Below are 19,284 nucleotides of genomic sequence, written 5' to 3' on the forward strand. Positions count from 1 at the left end.
GGGAGGCTTTTTTGTTTGTTCTGGCGGAGACGGTGGGATTCGAACCCACGATACAGGTATAAGCCGTATGCATCCTTAGCAGGGATGTGCCTTCGGCCACTCGGCCACGTCTCCAGGTCAATTGCTTAACCATGTCTGTCCATTAACTGCATGGTGCAGACGAGCGACATAGTATAGGGCCAATGGCGTTTGGTCAAGACGGGCACGGAACGAACTGTGCCGGGTGGCGGTGTACACTGCGCCATGGCCAAGACTGACTTCAATCATTTGCAGGTATTTTTGCTGGTGGCGCGCGAGCGCAGTTTTACGCGGGCTGCGCTGCAGCTGGGGGTGTCGCAATCGGCGCTCAGCCACACCTTGCGCACGCTCGAGGAGCAGCTTGGCGTGCGGCTGCTGGCGCGTAGTACGCGTGGGGTGGCGCCGACCGAGGCGGGGGGGCGGCTGATTGCCTCGCTCGAAGCGCATTACGAGGGCATCGAGGCCAGCTTGCTGATGCTGAGCGAGGGGCGCGACAAGCCGGCTGGCACCATTCGCATCAGCACGCATGACCACGCGGCCAGTTCCGTGCTGTGGCCCAAACTCTCGCCGCTGCTGACGCGCTATCCCGATATCAAGCTGGAACTCAATATCAATTACGGCCTGATCGACATCGTGGCCGAACGCTACGATGCGGGCGTGCGCCTGGGCGACCAGGTGGCGCAGGACATGATCGCCATGCGCATCTCGGAACCGCTGCGCATGGTAGTGGTGGCGGCGCCAGCTTACCTGCAAGGGCGCAGCGTGCCGCAGTGTCCGCAGGACCTGGCCGCGCATCAGTGCATCAATCTGCGCCTGCCCACGTATGACAATGTATCGGCCTGGGAGTTCCAGAAAGATGGCCGCTCGGTTGAAATGCGGGTCGACGGCCAGTGCATCTTCAGCACCACCCCGCAAAAGCTCGAGGCGGCGCTGGCCGGCCATGGCTTTGCCTGGCTACCGCAGGACATGGCGGCGCCGCACCTGGCGGCAGGGCGTCTGCGCAGCGTGCTCGACGACTGGAGTCCGACCTATCCCGGCTACCACCTCTATTATCCCAGCCGCCGCCAGAGCTCGGCGGCGTTTGCGCTGGTGCTGGACGCCTTGCGCCTCTGATCGATTAGCCCGATTACCTCAATTGCCTCGATGATTCATGAGATTTTCTCATATCGGTAGTGAGCGCGCGCCCGCTACCGGCACGCCTGCCTGACAGCTATATTGCTTCCTTGCCACAGTCAATCACAGCCAATCACAGCCAATAAGCGAGGAACACTATGGACAATAAACAGCGTGCCCTGGCGGCAGCCACGGCAGCCGTACTATGCGGCAGCGCCGATGCTGCTCCCGATGCGAGCGACGTGCGGAAGGTCGCGCCTGCGCTGGCGTACTACAACGAGCATCTGCTGCTGGGCGAAGTGTGGCAGCGTCCGGGGCTGTCGCCGCGTGATCGCAGCATCGTCACGCTGGCGGCGCTGATTGCAAAGAACCAGCCGCAGCAATTGCCGCCGTACCTGGAACAGGCGCTCGACAACGGCGTCAAGCCGGGCGAGATTGCGGAAATCATCACCCACCTGGCGTTCTACAGCGGCTGGCCGAATGCCATGGCCGCAGTGCAGGCAGCGCAGCCGGTATTTGCCGCGCGTCATATCGACAGCGCTCAACTGCCGTCGGCCGAGGTCGCGCTGCTGGCGCTCGATGAACAGGCCGAGGCGGCGCGCGCCAGCATGGTTCAGCAGAACTTCGGCGAAGTGGTGCCCGGCGTGGTGCAGTACACCACCGAGGCGCTGTTTCGCCAGCTGTGGCTGCGTCCCGGCCTGGCGCCGCGCGATCGCAGCATGGTAACGGTCAGCGCGCTGGTGGCCTCAGGCCAGGCGGCGCAGATCGGCTACCACCTCGATCGCGCCATGGACAACGGCCTGCAGCAGGCGCAGGCCGGCGAGATGCTGACCCAGCTGGCGTTCTATGCCGGCTGGCCGCCGGTGTTTTCCGCCATGCCGGTCTTCAAGGAAGTCTTTATCAAACGAACTACCGAGCGAAAGGAATAAGATGGAACTCAAACGAGCTGGCTCGCAGCCATCGGTCAAGGGACCGGAAGCTTACTTTACCGGCACGGTGCGCATCGATCCGCATCACTCCGCCGCCGCGCCCGCGCGCGTGTCGTCGGCCAGCGTGACCTTCGAGCCGGGTGCGCGTTCGGCCTGGCATACCCATCCACTGGGCCAGACGCTGATCGTCACCAGCGGCTGCGGCTGGACCCAGTGCGAAGGCGAGGGCAAAGTGGAAATTCGCGCCGGCGACGTGATCTGGTGCCCGCCCGGCCACAAGCACTGGCATGGCGCCACCGCCACCACCGCCATGACCCATATCGCGATCCAGGAAGCGCTCGATGGCGTGGCCGTGGTCTGGCTCGACAAAGTGGCTGACGAGGACTACCTGAGTCCGGTGGCGGAGTGGCATGCGCATGGCACGCCGGAGCACCAATAAGCGCGAGCCTGCGCCTAATGCCGCTAAGTTAAGCTTTTTTCGGTATTGAAGTCGCAAGGCGAAAAATGGCGGGCCAAAGACGCGAGGCTGAGAAAATGCCGATGGCGGCGTTGCAGCTCCTCGCCGTACATTCGTACTGTCTTCGTCGCTGCGCCTTGCCCTCGACATTTTTCAGCCCCGCTTGGCCCGGTGCTCCTGTGCCGGCGTCTGGAGTGTTGTTGACTTTATTGATGTGCTTGTGGCGCCGGGCCGCCAACTTAGCGGCATTAGAGCCTGCGCCATGTTTTGCATGGCATGGCTATAATAAATTTCTTATCATCATTATTTAAGCCATGCCCAATATCTTGCGTACCGTCCTGGCAGCCAGCCTGACCCTGTTCAGCCTCAATGCCGCAGCCCAGGCTGCCGCAGCGGCTCCCGATCTGAGCGGCAACTACGACCTTGCCTCATCGACCACCGTGCCGGCCAGCACCTGGGGCTACACCAAGGCGCGCATCGGCATTACGCCGCTTGACGCGCAGCATTTTCTAATCGTGTTTGCCTGCGAATGGAAGCGCGAGCCGAAAGCCGTGTGCGGCGACTTTTTCTATGCGCAAAAGCGTGACGGCGGTGTGTATCTGCAGGACATGAACACCGATTCGATGCGCCTGTATTTCGATCCTGCCTCGCGCACGCTGACCATGATTTCGCGCGGTGCCGATGCCAAGGCCAGCGTGCGGCGCGATGTGTTCAAGCCGACCACGGCGCCGCTGACCGACCCGGCGCTGCTGCGTCGATACAAGCGCGAGCAGCGCCTGTCGACCGACAAGGAAAACCTGCGCGTGTTCGGCCCCTATACCAAGTGGGCCTATCAGAACAACCGCATTGAAATGCAGAATCCATAGCCCCGGCAAAGGTTTTTCAACCGACTTTCAGTCGCTTTCCTGGTTTTCGCTATACTCGCCTCTTTGTTGCAGCCGTTTTGCAACCGTATCAAGGGAACGGCATGAAGGCAGTATGGTGGGTAATCCTGGTCGCGCTGGGCAGCACGGCCAGCGTGCAGGCGCGCGCTGCGCAGACAATGGCCGGGCAGACGGCGCTGTATCACAAGAGCTGGGCCAGGCAGGACGGCGCGCCGGCGGCGGCGTATGGCATTACCCAGGACAGTCGCGGCATGCTGTGGTTTACCTCCAGTAACGGCCTGGTGCATTTCGATGGCGCGCGTTTCCAGACCACCGACGAAGTCGACGGCAACAAACTGCTTTCTTCCAATACCAATGTGGTCGGCGTCGTCGGCGATGCGCTGTGGGTGGGCTATGGTTTTGGCGGCGCCAGCGTCTTCGAGCATGGCAAGGTACGCCATTATGGCCCGGCCGACGGCTTGCCGGCACGCTCTATCCACGCCATCGCTGCCACTGGCGATGGCACGGTCTGGCTAGGTTCATCGGCAGGCCTGCTGTGGCGTGACGGGCAGCGCTGGCGCCTGGTCTCGCCTGCCGATGGTTTTCCGGCCGGCCCGGTCAAGGGACTGATTGCGCTGACCGACGGCAGCCTGCTGGCGCTGCAGGCCCGCGGCGTTTATCGCAGTACCGGTGCGCGCGGCGCTGGCGGTGCGCCGCTGTTCAAGCTGGCGGTGGCGCTCGGTGACATGCAATATGCGCTGCGCCGCAATGATGGCCAGGTGATTTTGGTCGACAATGCACAAACCATGCACCTGTACGATCCTGCTGCCGGCATTGTCAAGCCGCTGTCATTGCCAGCTGGCATGCGCAATGCGCCGGTCAATATTTCACGCGATGCCCATGACGGCGTCTGGCTCAACACAGAAGAGGGGCTGCGTCTGATCGTCGGCGACGATCTTTCGGTGCCTTACCAGCTTAGCGGCAAGATGGTCTATGCCGACCTGGTCGACCGCGAGGGCAACCTCTGGCTTTCTACCGACAAGGGCGTCGACCAGATCCGTCCGGCACGCCTCAGTAGCTTGACCCTGCCGCCGCGCATGATCGGTGGCCTGAGCGTGGTCGTCGATGGCGGCGGTACCGCCTGGATCGGCAACCGGGCGTCCAGCGCTGCTTTTGATGGCCGCAGCCTGGCCATCGATAAAGACGGCAAGCGCAGCACGACGCCGTTTCGCAGCGTGACGGCGACGCTGCGCGATCCTGACGGCAGCGTCTGGTTTGGCGGCAATGGCCTGATCCACCACCAGCGTGGTGCGCAGACGGCCACCATTCGCTTGCCAGCCGATGCCGGCAAGACGGAAGTGCAGGCGCTGGCCAGGGGTGGCGATGGTACGCTGTGGGTGTCGCTGGCCGGCGTGGGCATCCGCACCTGGAAGGACGGCCGCTGGCAGGCCGGGGGCGGCCATGCGGCGCTGGCGGCGTTGCCGGCAGTGGCGCTGCATGCCGATGCAAAGGGTCGTATCTGGTTCAGCTACCCGGGCAATCAGATAGCTGTTCTCGATGGCGCAACAATACGGCGCTACGGCCAGCGCGACGGCGTCGATATCGGCACAGTACTCTCCATGTCCAGCCGCAGCGGGCAGTTGTGGATCGGCGGCACCGAGGGTTTGTCGAGACTGGTCGGCGAGCGCTTCGTGCGCCTGGCCAGCAGCGATGGTGCACCGTTGTACAACTTATCCGGCATGGCGGAAACGGCGCGCGGTGAGCTATGGCTGCACGGCGCCGACGGCCTGGTGCGGCTGGATCCCGCTGCGCTGGCCGCAGCGGCTCAGGGCAGTAATGCGATGCCGATGGAGCGCTTCGACTACCTCGATGGCCACCAGGGGCTGCCCAGCACCATCCGGCCGTTGAACAGCCTGTCCGAAGCGCCTGACGGCACGCTGTGGTACGCCACCATGGGCGGCGTTGGCCGGGTCGATCCGGCGCGGATCGTTCGCAACCATTTGCCGCCGACGCCGCAGATCATGGCGCTGAAGACCGACCGGCACAGCCATGCGCTACGCAATGGCGTGCGCCTGCCCGAGCATACCGACAATCTGCAAGTCGATTTTACGGCGGCTGCCCTGTCGATACCGGAAAGGGTGCGCTTTCGCTACCGGCTCGACGGGCAGGATAGCGACTGGCGTGAAGCTGGCGCGCGGCGCCAGGCCTTTTATACCAACCTGGGGCCGGGCGATTATCGCTTCGAGGTGATGGCGGCCAACGAGGACGGCGTCTGGGGCCGCGAACCGGCCACGCTGGCGTTTTCCATTGCGCCGTCGCCGACGCAGACGCTGTGGTTCAAGCTGGCCTGCGCGGCCGCCGTGCTGGGCGTGTTGTACCTGGCTTACCTGGCGCGCCTGGCGCAGCTGACGGCGCGCATTGCCGAGCGCACGCACGAACGCCTGCTCGAGCGCCAGCGTATCGCGCGCACGCTGCACGACACTTTTTTGCAAAGCGTGCAGGCCCTGATCCTGCGCTTCGACCTGATCAAGGGCGCCTTGCCGCACAACGCGCCGGCGCAGCAGCAGATCGACACGGCGCTCGACGCCGCCCAGGCGCTGGTCGACGAAGGGCGCGACCAGGTGCACGATCTGCGCCTGGCCGATAACGCTGCGGTGCAACTGGGCGATGCGCTGCGCGAAGCGGGCCATGCGCTCGCTGCCCAGCATGGTTTTGCATTCTCGCTCAAGGTGGACGGCCCAACGCGCTGCCTGCGCGCGCAGGCCAAGTTCGAGGCGCTGGCCATCGGCAAGGAAGCGCTGCTCAATGCAGCGCGCCATGGCGGCGGCGCGGCGGTGGAGGTCGAGCTCAGTTATGCTGCCGCGCAGCTGCAGCTGGTGGTGCGCGACCACGGCCCCGGCATGGAAGAGGGCGTGCGCCAGCAGGGCCGCCGCCCGGGCCACTGGGGCCTGGACGGCATGCGCGAGCGCGCCCAGCGCATCGGCGCGACCTTGCTGCTCGACAGCCGCGCCGGCAGCGGCACCACGGTCACGCTGCTGGTCGGTGCGCGGCTGGCTTATGACTGAGTCAGAAACGCCTGCTCAGTCCTGCGCCGCAGGGTGGTCGGCCAGCGGCACGAAGGTATTGCTGCGCTCGTCGAGCGCGTCGATCATGCCCGACTCGATGTCATAGCACCAGCCGTGCAGGTGCAGCTCGCCTTTGGAAATGGCCAGCGCCACGGAAGGGTGGGTGCGGATGTTGTTGAGCTGGGCAATCACGTTCTCGCGCACCATGTCGTCGATGCGGGCGCGTTCGCTGTCGTACTGGCGCGACTGGTTGATGGCGCGCGCGGCATCGGAATGGCGCAGCCAGTGCTCGACGGCAGGCATATTGTCCAGGCAGGTGCATTTGGCAATGGCCGTCATGGCGCCGCAGTCCGAGTGGCCGCAGATCACGATATCGCGCACCTTCAGTACCGACACCGCATACTCCACCGACGCGCTGACGCCGCCCGGTTCCGGGCCGTAGGAGGGCACGATATTGCCGGCGTTACGTATCACGAACAGGCCGCCCGGGTCCTGCTGGGTCACCAGTTCGGGCACCATGCGGCTGTCCGAGCAGGAAATAAACAGCGTTTTCGGCTCCTGCTTGCCGGCCAGCTGGCGAAACAGTTTGGCGCGGGTGGGGAAGACTTCCTTCTGGAAGTGCAGAAAGCCCTTGATGATATCTTTCATAGTTGTTCTATTGTCATAATCGAGACCATTATTATCGCCGCGATTGCGACTTTGTGTCGGTTGCGTTCAGATTTTGACCGCCACGCCCATATGGTCGGTGATGGCGTTGACCGAACCTTCGTCATTTGGCGAGAATTGCGAAAGATAGACGACTTCCGGCGCCTTCATCCGCTGACTGTTGTAGACCGCGACGTCGTATTTTTCCGTGCCTTTGGAGTTGGTGCCGAAGAAAGACTGATTGTAGGTGTCGAACGGATTGATTTTCTTTTCCGCATGGGCATCGATGAAGGTCGAGCCAGTTGCCTTGGTCAGCGCGGCTGGCGTCACGCCTGCGCTTTTCTGATTGGTATCACCCATGACCAGGTCGATGGTGCCGCCGCCTTTGGCATTGGTTACCTCGTTTTTAATGTCGTTATAGTAAATCAGCAGAGCGTCTGGCGAGCCTGCAATACTGTTGGGCACATGGACAAACAACACGATGATATCGATGCATTTGACCGCCACCCAGCTGGTGTCGGATGCAATGATGGAGACGTTGCTGTTTTCAGAGTGCAAACTGAAGCATTGACACGCTCTTTTTGCCTGCCCAAACGTGGAGCTCAGAAAAGGCCCTGCGTGAAACTGCAAACTGCTCCAGTCCGAGTGAGTATTGTCGAGTTCTCCAAACACCATCAAATCGCATTTTTCGCTGAACCGTATAAGGGTCTGGTGCATCTGCCTTGCCTTGCCCTCTACCATGCTCAGGAACTGCTGGTCGGTGTGGCTGCCTTTGGCCATATAACCTTGCGGAGCCAGTTCCAACTTCGATGGTGGGCCATATACGGGCGTATAGGGGCTGCCGGTCGGGAGCGTTGGCTGAATCAGCGAAAAAGCGGATAGATTTTGCCCGGAATAATGATCGTGCGTCAGCGCCGTGAAGTTTTGAGAATTGCTCGCCTTGATGCCATGCGTCGAACTGCTGTTGGAATTCAGTGACTGATATACGATAACTGTCATTCCCGCCCCGGAAGGTAAAGTCCATCAGCTATTTTGGGTAGGCCGGCCATCGTGATGATGGCCGGCATCAGCAGCAGCGATCTCGATTCCAGGCTTAGCGGATAATGGCGTTGCTGCGCGGACGCGTCATGCTCATGTCCACGGCATTGCTGCGTGGGCGCGCGGCCATCATTTCGTTGCCTGCATCGTAATACCCCTGTGCCAGCGCGTGGGCCAGGTAGCTTGCCAGCAGGGTGGCGCCACCGGTCAGATTGCCTTCCGGTTTCTTTAATACTGGCGCGAGAGGCGCCTTGTATTTATTGCGTCCGATATCGGTCTTGCCAGCGAGGTAAGCATCCGCATAACCCTTTTGCAACACGTCTTCAGCGGCATCGGGCATTTTTTCGCGCACCGTACGTTTATAGCCGGTAACCACGGTGGAAATGGCTTCCGTGCGCGACCTCATGGCGGTCAGATAATCATTGATCTGCGTCAGTGCCACGTTCAGGGCAGAGGCAGCCTTCTGGATTTTGAAAGTTGCCATCGGGAATGTTACCGCATCGTCAAAGGTGGAGATTGTCGAAGGCAAGGCCGTAATGTATTTGCACACGTCCTTGTACTGCTCCAGGCTTTTCTTGACCAGTTCAGCTGCTTCGTTATCGTCGGTAAAAAAGCGGCTTACCTCAATGCCGGCCTTGGCGTTCAGGGCGGTGTCGGCTTCAGCTGTGGCCTGTGTATGCAGTGTGGCTTTCGCTTCGCCAGCCGCAAGAGTAATGCCTTTGGCCACCACGGTCGAGAGCAATGGCACGGGAATCTTTTCGGCCAGCGCCACCAGCGCCTTTTCGCCGAGCCCCACCATAATGCTCGCAATATCGTTCTTGTTTGCAAACATTCTGTTTAGTTCAAGTTTCAGTTGTCCCTTGAACGCCACACCAAATTTATCCTTGGATTTCCTTTTCAGGTTGGCGTAAGTATCATTGGCGCGGTCGAGGTAGCCGGTTATAGTGCCCATGCCGGCCTGTGCAATCCTGTCAAGCGCCGCATGGGTGCCAGCATCGAATGCTTCTTCATAATACAGAGCAAGTGCAGTGCCAAGTTCGGTCTTGAGAGCTGGGCTTAAGGCATAAGGCATGGTTTTTCCTTTGAGATGACGGCACGGCAAGTACGCCGGAGTATTGCGCTAAACTTAATAATTATTGTAACCCGGATATGTTGAAATATTGCATGCAAGCAGTAATGCCAGCAGTATTTTTTCAGCATCCATGGCCTCTCACGGCGCCGCACGGACTGACAGCGCATGGGCTTGCGTCATTTTTTCATGCATGCGCAGCATGAATTGCGAGTGCTTGAATTTCCGGATCAGCATCGTAAACAACAGCGACGTGAGCACGAAGAACAGGCTGCAATACAGGTAGACCGGCACCATCATGCCAGTGCCGGTGGCGGCAATGACGGTATTGCAGCGGCTGACGAGCTCACTGACGCCGACCAGCGATGCGCCGGACGAGGCGCCGAACGAAATCAGGAACACATTGATCCACGACGGAATAAACAGCATGACGGCGTCGATATTGCCGCGGCTCCAGTTGCGGTGCGCCACCACCAGGCTCTCGGTGGTGTACGACAGTGGCGCCGACGCCAGGCCAATCACGGCCTTGAGCCATTGCGGGATGGTGATGGTGACATCGAGCAGCGGAATCGTGATATCGCTGGGCAGCACGAATACCACGTAAAAGATCAGCGCCAGCGTGGGCACGGCGCCGAGAAACGTCGACAGGCGCGCCGCGCCGCGCGACACCTTCGGACTGCCCGCCACGCGCAGCCACGCCAGTAGCGCGCCGATGCACGTGCCCAGGGAAACGGCGCAGATGGCGATCACGATATTCCACATGAACCCTTGCAGCAGGAATGGGGTCCAGGTGGCCAGTATATCGAGCGTCTCGCCGTTCATGGATGCACCGCCCGGCGCAGCACGGCCGCTTCAAGCCGATTGATGATTTTTGCCCACAGGGTGGTGGTCAGATAGAACGTCAGCACCAGCGCTGTCATGGTCAGGAAAATATTGCCTTTTTCAGCAATCAGCAGGCTGCTGGCGCTGAGCAGTTCGGGGATGGCAATGGCTGAGGCCATCATGGTCTGCTTGCTCAGGTTGATCAGCGACTGCTTGATCGGCGAGGCGGCAAACTGCTCGGTGCGGCGCAGGGTGGCAAAGCGCAGCACAAAACCCGGTTCGGACTTGCGGATGTGCGCGGCCGCTTCGAGCAGCGCGCGCATGACCAGCCCGGCCGTATAAAAGCCCGAACAGAAAGTGGCCACCGCAAAAGCCGACAGGCTGATGCCAAACTCGCGCGTGGTCCAGCCGCCGATGCCAAAGAAGATCAGATACATCATGATCAGCGGCGGCGTCATCCTGCCGTAGGCCATCAGCACGCGCAGCGCCCGGTGCCGCCAGCCGTCGCGTTCGTCCACGGTGGTGGCCACCAGCATGCCCAGCGACAGGCTGATCGCAATGCCCGAGGCGATCAGCAGCATGCTGTACATCAGGCCGCGCAGGAATTGCGTGCGGTCATACGGGTCATAGACGAAATTGAGATCGATGCCGAACTGCTCCTTGAGGCGCAAGCCCAGCGCCTGCAGCCCGCTGACCTCTTCGCTCGACACATATTCGGTGGTGCGGCAGGCCGCAATCCACATGCCGTTCTTGTTGCGAGTGCAGTCGAGCTTGCCGTCAGGGCTGGTGGCCGACCACATCACTTTCTGTGCGGTGAGCCAGGTGGTCGAGGGCAGCTGCCACTTGCGGCCCGTTTCCAGCATCCAGCCGCTGCGGTGCAGTTCGGCCATCAGATTGCCCAGCATCAGATCGAGTTCGCTGCCTTTTTCCTCGCTGCGCACAAAGATCGCCATCGAGGTGATCAGCGCATTCGGCAAGGGCATGGTGTAGCCGGCCCAGTCGGGCAACAGGCGCGTGTTGTGCAGCGCGCCGTTGGTATAGAGAAAACCGGTGCACTGGCGGTCGCGCAGCGCCAGTTGCGCGTCGCGCACCGTCTTGTAGGTTTGCAAATTGAGCAGATAGCGCTCGATCATCGGCTTGTTGAAGTACGAACCCTGTACGGCGCACAGCGTGGTCTGGCGTATCTTTTCCCACTGGTCCACTGCATAGCCAGGCTTGAACAGGACGTTGACGCCGGTTTCGTTGTAGCCCGGCTCGATGGCGGTGGCCATCCTGCGCCGCTCGGCCGTGTCGCCCACCGTGGCCAAGAGGATATCGACATCGCCCAACAGCAGCTTCTGGAAGCGGTTTTCGGTCGTGATGCTGACCTTCTTCAGGCTCACGCCCAGCCGTTTGGCCACCAGTTCGGCCAGGTCGCTTTCAAAGCCGACCACCTCGCCCTTTGCATTGAGCGAGTTATACGGACTGGCATCGGTCTTCACGCCGACGCGGAGCACGCCTTTCTTGCGTATTTCCTGGAGGGTGGGGCTGGTAGAGCCGGCGGGGTCGGCCAGGGCTGGTGACGGCAGCAGCAATGCGGCGACCAGGCCAAGGATGTTCAACAGCGTTATCTTACAGATCATCTTTATTGTCTTTTAACATCATTAGCGTGCAGCCAACCATGCTAACCGAGCCCATCGCCTGGCGCAACGACGTCGGTGTTGCAGCGCCTTGAGGTGTCTTACCAATGAAACAATCTGTGAGTTTGCCTTATTGCACGGCCCATGTTATTGTAATTTGACATCATTTCCTGCCTCCTCCCACCGATGCTGCATCCACTGGCCAGTTTATGGCGCCATTCCGGGCGCGTGACGTTTTACGAGTCGGGCGGCCAGGCCGGGCAAAACCTGTTGCAAGGCAGCGCCTCTGGCTCGCGGCGGCGTTTTCGTTCGACCGAGGAGGCGCACGGTTATCTGCGTTTCTGGATCGGCGAGCCGGCAGCGCGTGCCGAGCTCAAGTGGGTATTGCAGCGCTCCGGTCCGTCGCTGGCCAACAGCCATGCCGGCCATGACGGCTGGCTGCAGGCGCTGGCCGGTCGCCTGGCCAACGGCGCCATCGTGGTGCTTGAAGAGGTCAGCCGCCAGGCGATGCCGGGGCGGCTGGTGGCGCCTCCCGCCGCCGCGCTGTCGGCCGCCGCGATTGCCAAGCTGCCGTCGCTGTCGGACATTCCGGCGCTGGCCGCACCTGTCAATCTGTTGCCAGCGCTGGAAGATATCCGCATCGAAGGGGCGCAGGTTCTGCCGGAACTTGATCAGTCGCTCGAGCAAGTCAAGGCAGCCATTGCCAGCGTCAGCCAGGCTTCGCTGTCGCTCGAGCCGGCGCCGTCGAAAGTGGCCGACATCATGGCCGCCGTCAGCAGCGCTGCGGCTGCGTCATCGCGTGCACTGGGAGCGATCTAGATGAAGGTGCTCGATCACGCGCTGCAGGTCCTGCCGCAGGCGCCACCGCGCATTGCCGCCGCCGTCAAGAGCGCCGGCGACACCATGCAGGAGCAGGGGCGCGGTTTTGCCGACGACGTCAGCGCCTGCGCCGACACGCTCAGGACGGATATGCAGGCGGTAGTCGAACAGATGGCGGCCATCCCCAGGCTGCTCGATCCGCAACCGATTATCGACTGCTGCAGCGGCGTGCTGGAAACGGCCGCTGCCGACCTGCGCAAGCTGGCCAGCGACGCTGCCGCCATTCCGCAGCGCCTGCTGCAGCAGGCCGCCGGCGTGCAGCCTGTGATCGATTCGGCCAAAGAGGCCGTCACGGCCATGGCCACGCTGCTGCCCGAACTCGCTTCGCTGGCGCCTGACCTGTCGCCGCAACTGGCTTTTTTTGACAGTCTGCCAGAGCGCGGCGCGGCGCTGGCGGCACTGGCCACGCGCAGCGCCGCGACGGTCGAGCAATATGGCCGCGATCTGCTGCCGCTGTCAGCGCAACTGAAGCAGCTGGGCATGCTGCAAGGCGCCCCCGGCGCGGCCAGCGCCATGGTCGACAGCATCGTGGCCAGGGCCGGGGAGTTGCAGGCTGACGCACTGGAGCAGGTGCGTGAACTGCGCACCATCTTGCAGGGTAATGTTGACGACCTCGACAGCGCCATGCAGGCCGCTTGTGACCAGGTCAACCAGGTCATTGCCGGCGTGTCAGATCTGCTGGCGCAAAAGGGGGAGGCCCTGCTGGCGCCGCTGCAGGCACAGATCGATCTGATCGATCAGGTCAGCGCTGCACTGGCCGATGAAGCACAGGTGTGCGACGGCCTGTTTGACGAAGGCTGCGCGCAGGTCAGCCGCCTCGGCGATATTTTGCTCAAGCCGCTGGCCCTGGCCAGGGGACAGGTTGATCAGGTGATGGAGCAGCTCACTGCCACCGGCGCCAATATCGACGCCATGGTCGGCAAGGTGCGCCAGCCGCTGGCCGGCCTTGATGCGCGCGTCGATATCATTGCCGATGCCTTGCGCGGCGTGGTGCAGGTGATACGCGAAGAAGTGGCCAAGGTGGTGCAACTGCTGGGGGAACTGGACCAGGAAGCCGAAAATGCCAAGCTGGCCTTGCGCGCCTTGCCGGAGCAGTTCGAACCGGTGCGCAGCATGATTGCGGAGGCAGTGGCCATGCTGGTCGGCGTCAAGGGGCAGATTCCTCCCTATGTAGGCACCGCCTGCGAAGCGCTGAGCCTGGCTGACCATGAGCTCGACCAGGCTGACGTGCTGTGCGCCAATGCGATTGAAGTGTGCACACGCTATATGATGAAGGCGCCCGCGCTGATGGTGGCGCGCACCCTGTTTGTTGGCATCAAGACCGCCATTCCTACCGTAAAAGGCGCGATTGCCAGTGCGCGCCAGCTGGTGGTGGCCGCCGGCAAGCAGGCTGGCGGCCTGATGGACAAGGCCATCGGCGTGGTCGAAGCCTTGAATCCGCTGCTGGACCAGGCCATTGCACAGTTGCAAAAAGCCATCGATGCACTGATCGCCCTGCTGGAGAAAATGCAGCTGGCGCTGATGCAGGTTGCCAATGCTGCCGAAGCCATTCCACCGCTGCTGCAGGAGCAGGTCGACAAGGCCTGTGCGGCAATCCATGCGGTGCTGGAAAAAGTCGCGGCCGCCGTCGAGCAATGCCTGGCGCAGATACAGTGCGAAACGCTGGTGCAGCATCTGCAGCAGCAATTGAATGGCTTGCTGGACCGTACCTTTGCCCCGCTCGAAGCCCAGCTCGAAGCGGCCGGTGCGCCGCTGCGCAGTGTTTTGCAGCAAGGCAAAGTCCAGGTTGGCAAGGCCGCCGCGCTGGCGCAAGATGGCTTGCAGGCCCTGTCGGGCGCCGTGGCGGCCGCCCGCGAACAGGCCGGGCAGCCGCTGCAGGCTTTGCACGATCTGCTGCAGGGCGCGCAGCAACAGGTCAATGGCGCAAGCAACACCGCGCGTGAGCAGGTGCGCCAGGGCAGCAACCAGGCCTTGTCGTATCTGGACCAGGCCATGGACGCCATTGCCCGCCTGAACATCGCCGACTGGAGCGGGCAACTGGCGCCGGTGCTGGGCTTTCATGACGATCTGTCGGCCACCTTTCAGGGCGCCATGCAGCAAGTGCAGGACGCCGGCGACCTGGCAACACAGCTCCAGTCCTGGCAGGCGCAGGCGCAACAGGCCGTGGATGCCGTGCGCGACGAAGTCATGGCGCGGGCAGGGCAGTCCAGCCAGGCCGTTGGCGAGGTGGAGGCGGCGGCCACCGAGGCCGGCGACGGCGCGCAGGCGCAGCGCGATACGCTGTCCGATGCCGGTTCGCTGGAAGAGCAGATGCGCCAGTCTTTCGATGCCATGCAAGGGCAGGCCCAGTCGGCACTCGATGCATCCGACGCTGCACAGCAGGAGATGGCCGCCTCCATGGAAGAGGTGCAGAGCGAAGCGCAGGGCGTGGCCGAGCCCGATCCGGCAGCCACCGCGCCGGCGCTGGAAAACATGCAGGCGCAGGCCGACCAGGCCATTGCTGCGGCCGAACAGGCCAAGCAGTCCGAACAGGCACTGGCGGCGGAAATTGCCTCCTGCGAACAGAGCATGAACGCTGCCGTACAGGACGCCGTCAGCCGGACCACGGCAATGAAAGACGAGGCGCAGGCTAGTATCAATCAGGCGCAAGCACAAGTGGAAAGCGTGCAGGCGCAAGTCAACGCCAAGCGGGCCGAAGCGATCAAGGCCGAAGCGGTGGTCGATGCGGAAGTGGTGAAATTCGGCGGCAGTTCATCGTCGACGGCGCAGGACGCTGCTGCTGCTGCTGCTGCTGCTGCTGCTGCTGCGGGAGCGCAGGCAGCAGAGGCCGGTGGCTCGGCTGCCAGTGCTGGCGCTGGTGCTGGTTCTGGCAAGGCCGAAGCGGCGGCCGACGCTGCCGGCTCTGCCCAGCCGGACGGTGTGCAGGCGAACAATGCGGGTCAGGGTGGGGCCGGCGCCGGCGCCGGCACAGCAGAAACTGGCGGCAGTGAGCCTGGCGCCGCCAGCAGCGATATTGGGCAGGCCGATACGGCCGCACGGCAGAATGACGCTGCAGCGCCTGGCGACCAGGCATCCGGTGCCAGTGCCAGTGCTGACACCGATGCCGATGCCGTTCGCGGTGACGACGATGTCGCCCTCAGGCAGGATGCGGCGAACCCGCCTGATGCCCAGGCCAGCCAGGACAGCAATCAGGCCAGCAATGCTGGCGATGGCGATGCTGATGGCGATGCCGATGCGGCGCGTGCAAGCGGCAGCATCCCAGCGGTTGCCGCCAGCGATAGCGCCGTCGATCCTGATAAAGGCCACACTGGCGTATCCGAAGATAGAGAGCGCAAGGCGGGAGTCGATCAGCAGGCCGATCAGCAAGCTGACACAGCGGCTGGCGTCACCTTGCCCGATGCATCCACATCATCGGCGTCTTCCGGTTCGGCCACCGATATTGCCGCTGGCAGCAGCGAAGACAGCCAGGATGGCCAGGAGGGCCGCGATGGCAACGAGGACGGTGGCGTTGCCCGCAGCGACGTAATGGACGGCGCGGAGACGGCGGGGCTTGCTGCGCTGGCTGCGGCAAAGGCCGGCGCCGGCTTGCTCGATGGCGCTGCGGCCCTCGCTGCCAGTGCAGTAGCGCCGCAGGCGACGGAGGATGCCAGCAATGCACCGGCTGACCTCGATGGAATTGGCGGTGCAGCCAGCGCCGCCAGCGCTGTTGATGCCGATGCCAGCGGCGCGCGCGTTGCCGGTAGCGATGGCAATCGCGAGCAAGAGGCCGATGCTGCGGCAAGGGCAGAAACGGCCACTGAAGCGGCTACTGAATCGGCCGCTTCGTCACAGGTCGGTGCGCTCCAGGCAGCCGAGGCGCCGGCCAGCAGTGCCGTTACTGAACCGGCGAGCGAACCTGTGGCCGCTGCTGCCAGCGCGCCATCGGCCGACTCGGTAGCTGGTGCAGATGCCGAATCAGCCACCGAACCAGCCATAGAACCAGTCACTGAACCAGCTGCAGACGCTGTGCCAGCGGCTTCCTCCAGCGACGGCAATGGTCGCCAGGCAGAGCAGCCTGACAAAGCGGCGGCGCAAAGTGATGGCACTGACACAGCAGCGGTATCGCCGGCACCGGCGCCTGCCGACAACGCCACTACCGGCGACGATACCGAAACCAATGCCGAAGCTAATGCTGAAGCCAATGAGGCTGCCGCTGGCGAGCCTGGCGCTGTAGCAGATGCAGACAGCGCAAATGCTGCAGGCGCTGGCGCCGATGATGCTGGCAGCGCCGCTGTCGCCCATGCCACGGACGACAGCGACGGTGCTGAGCAGGGTGCTGACGATTCCTCTGCTGATGAAGTAAAAAATACGGCGCCTGCCAGCGAGGACGAGCAGGCCGATGGCGCCGATGGCGAGCGCAATGCAGCCGCCGCGCCAGTGCCTGCGCAGGCAGATGGCGACGATAGCGCAAGCGCCGGTGCCGCCACCGGGGCGCCTGCTGCCGCAGAATCAGCAGTGGCACCAGCAGCAGCACCGGCAGCCCCGGCAGGCGACGACGCCCAAGGCGCTGCCAATGCCAGGCCTGCAGAAAACGATGTCGAGAAGGGCGCAGCCAAAGATATCGGCGGTGAGGCCGGCGATGAAGCAAGCGGTGAGCCAGACGGTCATGCAAGCAGCAATAACCAGCATGATGCGGCCAGCAGCGACGCTGACGCCGCTGCGGCGCCAGCGGTAGCTGTCGCTGAGCCGGCAACACAAACAGCCGCTGCAGCCGACGCAACTGCAGCAACTGAAGCAACTGCAACAACTACAGCGCAATCTGAAGCGCAAGCGGCAGCAACTGGCGTTACAACGGCAGGGACAGAACTGGAAACTGCAGCGCACACTGCCACCGAAACAGCGGCGAAAACAGCTGCCCAAGCAGCCGACAGCGTCGAGCAATCAGTGGCGCCAATACAACAAGCGCAACAAGCGCAACAAGCCGTGCAGGAAACCACAGCGCAGGCAGCAACCGGAACGGCCAGGGCAGCGGCAACGCCGGTTGCACCGCAAGCAGAAGGTGCCGGCACATCGGGCCGTGTTGCAGACAACGGCGCGCCATCTGCAGCGGACGCGCCATCATACGGCGCCGCAGGCCAAGCCAATGCTGCAGCAGGCGACGCTGGTGCGTCCCCGATGCAAAGAAACGTCGGTGTCAGCAGCGATGACGCCAGCAGCATTGCAGCACAGAGGGGCGGCGACGGTATTGCAAACAGTCACGCTGCCATCGATGCCAGGACGGTGCCCAATGGCGCAGCAGGCTTCAATGACGGCACGGATACCCGCCTCAATACAGGCCCGAGTATAGGTCCGAATACTGGCCCGAATACAGGCCCGAATACAGGCCTGAATACAGCCCCGGATAGCGGCACCGATAGAGGTGTCCATTTCGCAACAGAAAATACGGCAGTCCGTACCGCAACGTCATCCCATGCCGGTGTCACTGCCAGCACGCAAGCCACTTCCCATGCTGGTCTTACTGGCGCGCAAACCGAAAGCATGGTCACGCACGAGGCTGGCAATCCGCTAGTGTCTGACGGCCGTACGCTGCCGCCAGCCTATCCCCCAAACAACCTGGCAGCGCCACATGCGCCTGCCGCTGTCGATGCCGCCAAGGCGATTGATAAGGCTGAGCCGACCAGCATGGACTGGCCTGTCGACTCGCGCGGCGATAACAGCCTGCCCGATGAACTGGGCCCGGGATGGGCAAGCCGGCGTGGCAGATGGCTCGTGTCGACAGGCAAGCGTGTTCGCAACTGGCTGGGCTGGTTCGACTGATGGCGCAAGGCCGTCATGCCGGGTCGCTTTGCCGTGCCGGCAATCAGCACAAAGGCGTGCGATTTTCAATAATTGTTAAATCCTGATTGTGTTAATTTCAAGCAAATAAACTTGTTGCTAGTGCACTTTCCAGATATCATTATTTGACTAATAGTAATGGCGATTTTTTGCCGGTAACGGTGTTTTATTTGCTGTCGCCATATCGTAATTTAGTGCGGTGTACTGTTATCAAAACCATTATTCCATTAATGGTGTGTAAATAAACTTGTTCAGCAAACGCTTTCCATTTATCATTTATTTGTTCTTGGAAGCAAAAACACAGATCGATAATGTAGCGGGACAAACACGGCTGGAATCCACTTCTCGCCATGAGGAATTGCGTCCCGCCGGCCACTAGTCACCATGTGAGGGTGTGAATGTCAGGCAGCTTACAAAAATGGGTAGGACGCAATCGTCCACCTCGTGTGCAAATCACGTACGACGTCGAAATTGGCGGTGCCAGCGAGAAAAAAGAACTACCTTTGGTAGTTGGTTTGCTGGCAGATTTGTCGGGGCAGCCATTGGCCGCACCGACGAAACTCAAATCGCGACGCCTGATTGAAATTGATGGTGAAAATTTCAATGAGGTCATGGGCAAGATTGCCCCGCGTCTCGACCTGTCGGTACCCGATACCTACAAGGGGCAGGGCAATCTGAAAGTGGAACTCAATTTCACCGAGTTCGCGCACTTTCATCCCGAAGCGATCGTTGCGCAAGTACCGCGCCTTGCCAAGCTGCTGGAAGTACGCCAGCAACTGCGTGATCTGCTCGGCAAGCTCGACGGTAATGATGAGCTCGACTCTCTGCTGGAAAACATTATCCAGAATACGGAAGAGCTGAAGACGCTCAAGGGCCAGGAAACTGGTGCGCCAGCCAGCCCGGCTGCTGCGGCAGAGCCTGAAGCTGCGCCTTCCTGATAGCGTGCTGCACGC

The 19,284-nt window shown here is 62.2% G+C and carries 13 protein-coding genes and 1 tRNA gene; 8 read left to right on the forward strand and 6 right to left on the reverse strand.

What is annotated here, in order from left to right; translation table 11 throughout:
• Positions 1-21: 21 nt before the first annotated feature.
• Positions 22-114: transfer RNA gene (locus GCM43_RS03125), tRNA-Ser, on the reverse strand.
• Between the two features lie 129 nt (positions 115-243).
• On the opposite strand from GCM43_RS03125, the gene GCM43_RS03130 reads away from it, so the two are divergent.
• The 5 genes from GCM43_RS03130 to GCM43_RS03150 all read left to right on the forward strand — a co-directional run bounded on the left by GCM43_RS03130 (position 244) and on the right by GCM43_RS03150 (position 6,445).
• Complete coding sequence (locus GCM43_RS03130; RefSeq protein ID WP_152242069.1) at positions 244-1,131, forward strand: LysR family transcriptional regulator; 888 nt, start codon at positions 244-246, stop codon at positions 1,129-1,131.
• Positions 1,132-1,289: 158 nt separating this feature from the next.
• Positions 1,290-2,060: a carboxymuconolactone decarboxylase family protein gene (locus GCM43_RS03135; protein ID WP_152242070.1), complete on the forward strand. Its 771-nt coding sequence runs from the start codon at positions 1,290-1,292 to the stop codon at positions 2,058-2,060.
• A 1-nt stretch (position 2,061) separates the two neighbouring features.
• Complete coding sequence (locus tag GCM43_RS03140) at positions 2,062-2,499, forward strand: (R)-mandelonitrile lyase (protein ID WP_152242071.1); 438 nt, start codon at positions 2,062-2,064, stop codon at positions 2,497-2,499.
• A gap of 332 nt (positions 2,500-2,831) precedes the next feature.
• Complete coding sequence (locus GCM43_RS03145) at positions 2,832-3,383, forward strand: hypothetical protein (protein WP_152242072.1); 552 nt, start codon at positions 2,832-2,834, stop codon at positions 3,381-3,383.
• A gap of 101 nt (positions 3,384-3,484) precedes the next feature.
• Complete coding sequence (locus GCM43_RS03150; RefSeq protein ID WP_152242073.1) at positions 3,485-6,445, forward strand: sensor histidine kinase; 2,961 nt, start codon at positions 3,485-3,487, stop codon at positions 6,443-6,445.
• Between the two features lie 15 nt (positions 6,446-6,460).
• Here the strand turns inward: GCM43_RS03150 and GCM43_RS03155 are convergent, their stop codons facing one another.
• From GCM43_RS03155 to GCM43_RS03175, 5 genes are all read right to left on the reverse strand, one after another.
• Positions 6,461-7,093, reverse strand: a complete 633-nt coding sequence (locus tag GCM43_RS03155; RefSeq protein ID WP_152242074.1) for a carbonic anhydrase — start codon at positions 7,091-7,093, stop codon at positions 6,461-6,463.
• 66 nt (positions 7,094-7,159) lie between these two features.
• On the reverse strand, positions 7,160-8,089 hold the full coding sequence (locus GCM43_RS03160; RefSeq protein WP_152242075.1) for a hypothetical protein: 930 nt from the start codon (positions 8,087-8,089) through the stop codon (positions 7,160-7,162).
• Between the two features lie 94 nt (positions 8,090-8,183).
• Entirely contained in the window at positions 8,184-9,230 is a 1,047-nt protein-coding gene (locus tag GCM43_RS03165) for a hypothetical protein (RefSeq protein WP_152242076.1), read from the reverse strand.
• Positions 9,231-9,338: 108 nt separating this feature from the next.
• Complete coding sequence (locus tag GCM43_RS03170) at positions 9,339-10,019, reverse strand: ABC transporter permease (RefSeq protein ID WP_152242077.1); 681 nt, start codon at positions 10,017-10,019, stop codon at positions 9,339-9,341.
• Positions 10,016-11,641 carry a transporter substrate-binding domain-containing protein gene (locus GCM43_RS03175; RefSeq protein WP_226929293.1) on the reverse strand — a complete coding sequence of 542 codons (1,626 nt, stop codon included), beginning with the start codon at positions 11,639-11,641 and terminating at the stop codon, positions 10,016-10,018. The genes GCM43_RS03170 and GCM43_RS03175 overlap by 4 nt, the downstream gene beginning before the upstream one ends.
• Positions 11,642-11,866: 225 nt before the next feature.
• On the opposite strand from GCM43_RS03175, the gene GCM43_RS03180 reads away from it, so the two are divergent.
• The 3 genes from GCM43_RS03180 (at position 11,867) to tssB (ending at position 19,269) form a co-directional block, all read left to right on the forward strand.
• Positions 11,867-12,457, forward strand: coding sequence for a hypothetical protein (locus tag GCM43_RS03180; RefSeq protein WP_226929294.1), 591 nt, complete (start codon positions 11,867-11,869; stop codon positions 12,455-12,457).
• Positions 12,458-18,313, forward strand: a complete 5,856-nt coding sequence (locus GCM43_RS25735) for a coiled-coil domain-containing protein (RefSeq protein ID WP_193315519.1) — start codon at positions 12,458-12,460, stop codon at positions 18,311-18,313.
• A 416-nt stretch (positions 18,314-18,729) separates the two neighbouring features.
• The gene (gene tssB / locus GCM43_RS03190) at positions 18,730-19,269 is read left to right on the forward strand and encodes a type VI secretion system contractile sheath small subunit (protein WP_152242079.1); all 540 of its coding nucleotides are present in this window, start codon (positions 18,730-18,732) and stop codon (positions 19,267-19,269) included.
• The last annotated feature ends 15 nt before the right edge of the window (positions 19,270-19,284 follow it).

The organism is Janthinobacterium aquaticum, assembly GCF_009208565.1.
Classification (GTDB): domain Bacteria; phylum Pseudomonadota; class Gammaproteobacteria; order Burkholderiales; family Burkholderiaceae_D; genus Janthinobacterium.